Source organism: Streptococcus mitis (assembly GCF_001074635.1).
GTDB lineage: Bacteria > Bacillota > Bacilli > Lactobacillales > Streptococcaceae > Streptococcus > Streptococcus mitis_E.
This window is the reverse complement of the sequence record NZ_JUQO01000234.1, coordinates 1-5,088: the sequence shown is the minus strand read 5'-3', so window position 1 is coordinate 5,088 and position 5,088 is coordinate 1. Positions and strand designations below refer to the sequence as shown.

At 37.3% G+C, this 5,088-nt stretch carries 4 protein-coding genes; 1 reads left to right on the top strand and 3 read right to left on the bottom strand.

All coding sequences use genetic code 11. The features are described from left to right. Positions 1 to 169: 169 nt before the first annotated feature. From nusB to efp, 3 genes are read right to left on the bottom strand one after another with little or no spacing between them, the layout of a single operon-like run. The gene (gene nusB / locus ADI58_RS10035; protein ID WP_049522483.1) at positions 170 to 595 is read right to left on the bottom strand and encodes a transcription antitermination factor NusB; all 426 of its coding nucleotides are present in this window, start codon (positions 593 to 595) and stop codon (positions 170 to 172) included. Continuing rightward, positions 588 to 977, bottom strand: a complete 390-nt coding sequence (locus ADI58_RS10030) for an Asp23/Gls24 family envelope stress response protein (RefSeq protein WP_049522482.1) — start codon at positions 975 to 977, stop codon at positions 588 to 590. The genes nusB and ADI58_RS10030 overlap by 8 nt, the downstream gene beginning before the upstream one ends. A gap of 21 nt (positions 978 to 998) precedes the next feature. Beyond that, positions 999 to 1,559 (bottom strand): elongation factor P, encoded by a 561-nt coding sequence (gene efp / locus ADI58_RS10025; RefSeq protein WP_000568643.1) that lies wholly within the window; start codon positions 1,557 to 1,559, stop codon positions 999 to 1,001. 253 nt (positions 1,560 to 1,812) lie between these two features. Here efp and ADI58_RS10020 point away from each other — a divergent pair. Then, a partial coding sequence (locus ADI58_RS10020) for a CshA/CshB family fibrillar adhesin-related protein (RefSeq protein ID WP_049522481.1) occupies positions 1,813 to 5,088 on the top strand: 3,276 nt, incomplete at its 3' end.

The following is a 5,088-nucleotide window of genomic DNA, read 5'->3' as shown; positions in this document are numbered from 1 at the left end:
TTTGAGCAGCCTACGGCTAGCTTCCTAGTTTGCTCTTTGATTTTCATTGAGTATAATTCTTTAGAATACGCAAAAACTAGAACTGGCAGTCAGTTCTAGTTTTTATGTGGTTCTTACTCTGTATCAAGGACGAAGTAAAAGGTGCTTGGAAGACCAAACACCTTTTCGATTATTCATTTTCTTCAGTTACAAATTGACTAAGCAGTCCGTTGATAAAGCGGGCTGATTTTTGATCTGAAAAATTCTTAGCAAGTTCAATGGCTTCATTGACTGCTACCAGCTGAGGTGTATCAAATGATATAATTTCAAAGATACCCAAGCGTAGTAAGTTTTTTTCGACCAAGGTCAATCGTTCAACTGTCCAGCCTGACTTGAGGTGCTGGTTGATTTGTTTATCCAACTCGTCTTTTTGAGCTTGAACACCAGAAACCAAGTTTAGAAGAAAGGCAGGGATTTGCACATCTGCATCTTCACGGTCATGCGTGTAGGCAAAGTGACAAGCTGTTTCCATATCTGTGCCGAATTCAAGGCTCATGAGAGCTTGAAAAGCGCATTTACGAAGTTCGCGTCTAGATTCTAATAATGGACTAGTCATTGAGGAAGTCCTCGTTAAATAGATCTTTCAACTCTGGTTTAGGTGTTTTGTCTGGAACAATTCCTGTAACATGGATATTGACAGCAGAAAGTTCCACATCAGCCATATCACGGACGGCATCTTTGACCGCTTTTTGAATAGCAAGAGCAACTTTTGGTACTTTCACACCATACTCAAGGTAGAGGTAGATGTCAGCAGTTAGTTCTTCGTTGCTTTCTTTTAAGTAGACGCCACGACCAAGAGAGAGTTTTGATAGGGTATCAGATACGGATTTATTTGAAAATGAGTGGACACCATCAACTTTTGCAGTTGCGATGGCAATGATTTTTTCAAGTACACGTGGAGCGATAACGATTTCGCCAAATTGTTCTTCAATTCCCATAGAATGACCTCTTTCTAGAGATTAGGCACGAGAAACGTAAGTTCCTTCTGCAGTGTTGATGATCAATTTTTGTCCAGCTTCGATGAAGTCAGGAACGTTGACAACAAGTCCAGTTTCCATAGTTGCTGGTTTACCAGAACCTGTAACAGTAGCACCTTTGATAGATGGTTGTGTTTCAGCGACTGTCAATTCAACAGTAGTTGGTACAGTTACACCGATTACTTCAGTTCCGTAGAATTGGATTTTCACATCAGAGTTTTCAAGGATGTAAAGCAATTCATTTTCAACGTTTACGACTGGGATTTCGTATTGGTCGTAAGTTTCAGTGTTCATGAAGTAGGCAGTTTCATCCATTTTGTACAAGTATTGAGCTGGGACAGTCTCGATAATAGCTTGTTCGAATTTTTCTTCTGGACGGTAGCTTGTATCAAATGTAGAACCAGTACGGACATCACGTAATTTCATACGCATGATCGTGTTCCCTTTACCTGGTTTGTGGTGGCTAGCTTCCAAAACGCGGATCAATTTTCCGTCTGCAGTTTCAAATGTCATACCAGCTTTCAATTTGCTTGCTTCAATCATGTTTTTACCTCTTTAATAAATATTATTACTCTTCATTCTACCATAAAAGGACTGAAAAAGAAAGTTGGAGGTAGGATAATGGAGATATTTATATAAATTTATACTTGGACGAAAAAATGTTTTAGAAGGGTATATTTTTTAAATGAAATTTATAAGCAAATATCATAAAAATTACTTTGAAATATGATATACTCTTATAAGAGTATATTTGTACCCAAGTGTGCATATATATATATATATAAGGCGGTAAGTTATGTTTAAATTGTCGAGACAACAAAAAGATCATCGTTATTTTTGTGGAAATAGATACGAAAAATATTCGATTAAAAAATTAAAAGTTGGTGCTGCGAGTGTCTTAATCGGGGCAGGATTTTTGTTTGGTTACAATGTAGATACGGTAGAAGCAGCCTCTGCTACTGAAACCACTGAAGCGGTAGTAAAGAAGGATGATGATACGGGACTAAACCAAGCTCAAGAAAATACGCAAGCAGGAACTGTCTCTGAGCCAAAAGCAGATAGTGAAACAAAAGCAGAGTTGGCTGAGAAACCAAAATCAAATGCAGGGCTAGAAAAGTCAGCTGAGCCAGTAACACCTGTAAAAGAAAATGAAAAAGAAGCTGAACAAGCTTCAGCAGTTTCAGCACATACTAACACTGCAGCAGCAACTGAGACAAAACCATCTGTCGATTTATCTCTCTTGCAAGCAAAATTAGCAGATTTAGAAGCTCAAATTGAACGTATCCGAGGAAATAAAAAACAAGCTTCTCAAATCCAAAATGCTGAAAAACTTGTTGCTGACGCTAGACAATATCTAGAAGCTTTGAGTACTACTCAAAAAGAAGTAGATGCTAAAGCTAAAGAAATTAGCTCATTAACTTCTATCTTAAAATCAATTAAAGCTGAAGAAATAGTAAAAGAAAATAAAAATACTGATAGCCGTAATGGTAAAAAGATGCAAGAAGGAACTGGTTTCAGAGAAGGTGGAGCAGCTGGTACAGGTGTTGGCGCAGATGTAGTAGATGCGACAAGTACACCAGCTGTAGCAAGAGGTGAATATACAAAGAGAGAAGATGCAGAAGCATTCACTAAACAAGTTACATGGTTAGATTTTGGTGATGTTGCTCACTGGGAAAACATAGATAACGAAGGTGGAAAGATTTACTTAAAAGAAGGTTCAAAATATAGTAAAGAAGTTATACCAGGTTACGTCATTAATATCAAAGTGAAATCGTTAAAACCTTTCCAAGCAACAGAAATTTATAGAAAACGTATGGAAGCAGCTAATGCTTCAGAAGAAGAAAAAGCAACTTTCAATCCAAATGCTACAAACCAACATTTTGGCGAAGGCAGTGGGCCTTCTAGAGTAACAGCTGACCAACAAGATGGTACATGGTCTGAAGTTCGAAATAATGGAATTGATACAGGAAATAAGAAGACATCAATTGGAGCAGGTGATTGGTCAAATATTGGGGTTCAATTTGAAATTAGCGCAACTTATAAGGGGAAAAACGTACGTCCAGCAGTTATTATGAATGATTCCGAGAGTGCGAACCATGGAGAAAATATTATTTTAACAACAAATGGTAGCCCTTGGGAACGAGTACTTGAATTGAAAAAAGAAAGGTTTGTAGGAGGAACATTTACACCTACACCTTATAAACCAATCAATAATTATAATTTAAGACATGAAGATTATCCGCAATCAGGAGGTCAAAATAATGCAAATCAGTTATTAGGTGCAATGAGAGGAGGTCTTCTAACATTAGCTGATGGAACAAAATTTGCTCCAAAATATATGACTAACCCGGATCAAGAAATGGGAGGTCTAGGAACAGGAGTATTTGGTCCTGTTACTTCTTCTGGTGGTTATAGTCTTCCAGTATTGATGACGAAAGATGCAACTGAAGTTGGATTGTATATTTTATCAGGAGGGATACAAACTGCTATGATGGGTGTGATTCCAATTGATGAAGGAGACGCTCCTGAAAGTTATGGAAAAGCATCTCATACGATTAATACTGTAAATGGTGTAACGGGTGGTGAAGTAAAACAACCATATTTAGGAAGTACACGACCAGATATGGATACAGGCACTACTAAAGATTGGTATGGTGATGATAATGATAGCGATGCTGACGAAAGCGTAAATCAATTACTTCCTGAAAACCTTAAAGGAAGTGAAGGAAATATTATTAAAGCTAATATTTCTAAATCTGGGAACTATACATTAACTGTTCAAGCACATACAGGTGGTGCAGAGAAAGCTTACATTCGTTCTTGGATTGACTTTAATAAAAATGGTCAATTTGATGCAGATGAAGCTTCTGAAATAGCTACTATTACAACAGATGGTACTGTAAAATTAAACTTTAAAAACAAGAGATCAGCTGATGTAGAAACGCTACTAGAGGCAGGAGCAAGAGTTCGTATTGCAACTGAAGAATCAGAAATTGAAAATCCTACAGGAACTGCATTTTCTGGGGAAGTAGAAGACTTTATTGCAAAAATTACACATCCACCAAAAGGTGAGAAGAAAACAACTGTTGGGAACATAAAAGAAACTCAACGTGAAGAGATTCACTTTACAGCACAAGGTAAAAATGTATATCTGGAAGATCATCCTAATGCAGAGATTGATACAACTGTTCAACCGACATATATTGATAATAAAACTGGTCAAGAAGTGACATTAGCAAGTGATGGTACTTATACAGTTGAAGGCGAAGGTACTTATAAATTTGCTGTTTCAGATAATGGAAAAGATGTAAAAGTAGAATTTACACCAGCTGATGGATTCATCGGTAAAGCACACGGTGTCTCTATCCGTCGTCAAGATACGAATAAAACAACGACTGATTGGGGTGTCTTTAACCCAACAAATGATCCAAGTATTACAAATATCAATAGTGTTTTAGACTCAATGGACGGAATGTATATTCCAGAAGTTAGAGTTCCGGGAGAGGTTACTACTAGTGCAAATAATGCTGAAAGTAAAAATCTACAAGGATTACCACAAAAAGGTCAACCGACATTTAATGTAGAAACAGCAAAAAATCCGGTTAAACCATCAGCGAAATATCCAGCAAAACTTGTTGATCCAACTTCAAATACAGTTACAGAGGCAACGACAGTTAATGCATTAGAACAAGGAACGAATAAAGTAATTGGTACATATACAATTGTACCAGAAACTGGAGAAGTAACATTCACTCCGAATAAAGACTTCAAAGGAGTTCCAGCGCCAGTAACCGTTTCAGCTGAAGTTGAACTATCTCATGATAAAGATGGTAATATTACGAAGAAAACATTAACTGGTACTTATACACCAACGATTATTCCGGTAACGCCAACATCAGAAAACGCTAAGTCTGAAGGAATTCAAGGTGCAACACAAGAAGGAACACCAGTATTCACAGCAGGGAAAGCAAATGTAGGTACTGAAGAAAACCCAGTAGAAAAAACAGTTCCGCTAACCATTAGCGCAACGAATCCAGCGAAATTCGTAGTAGATGGACAACCTGTAGAAACA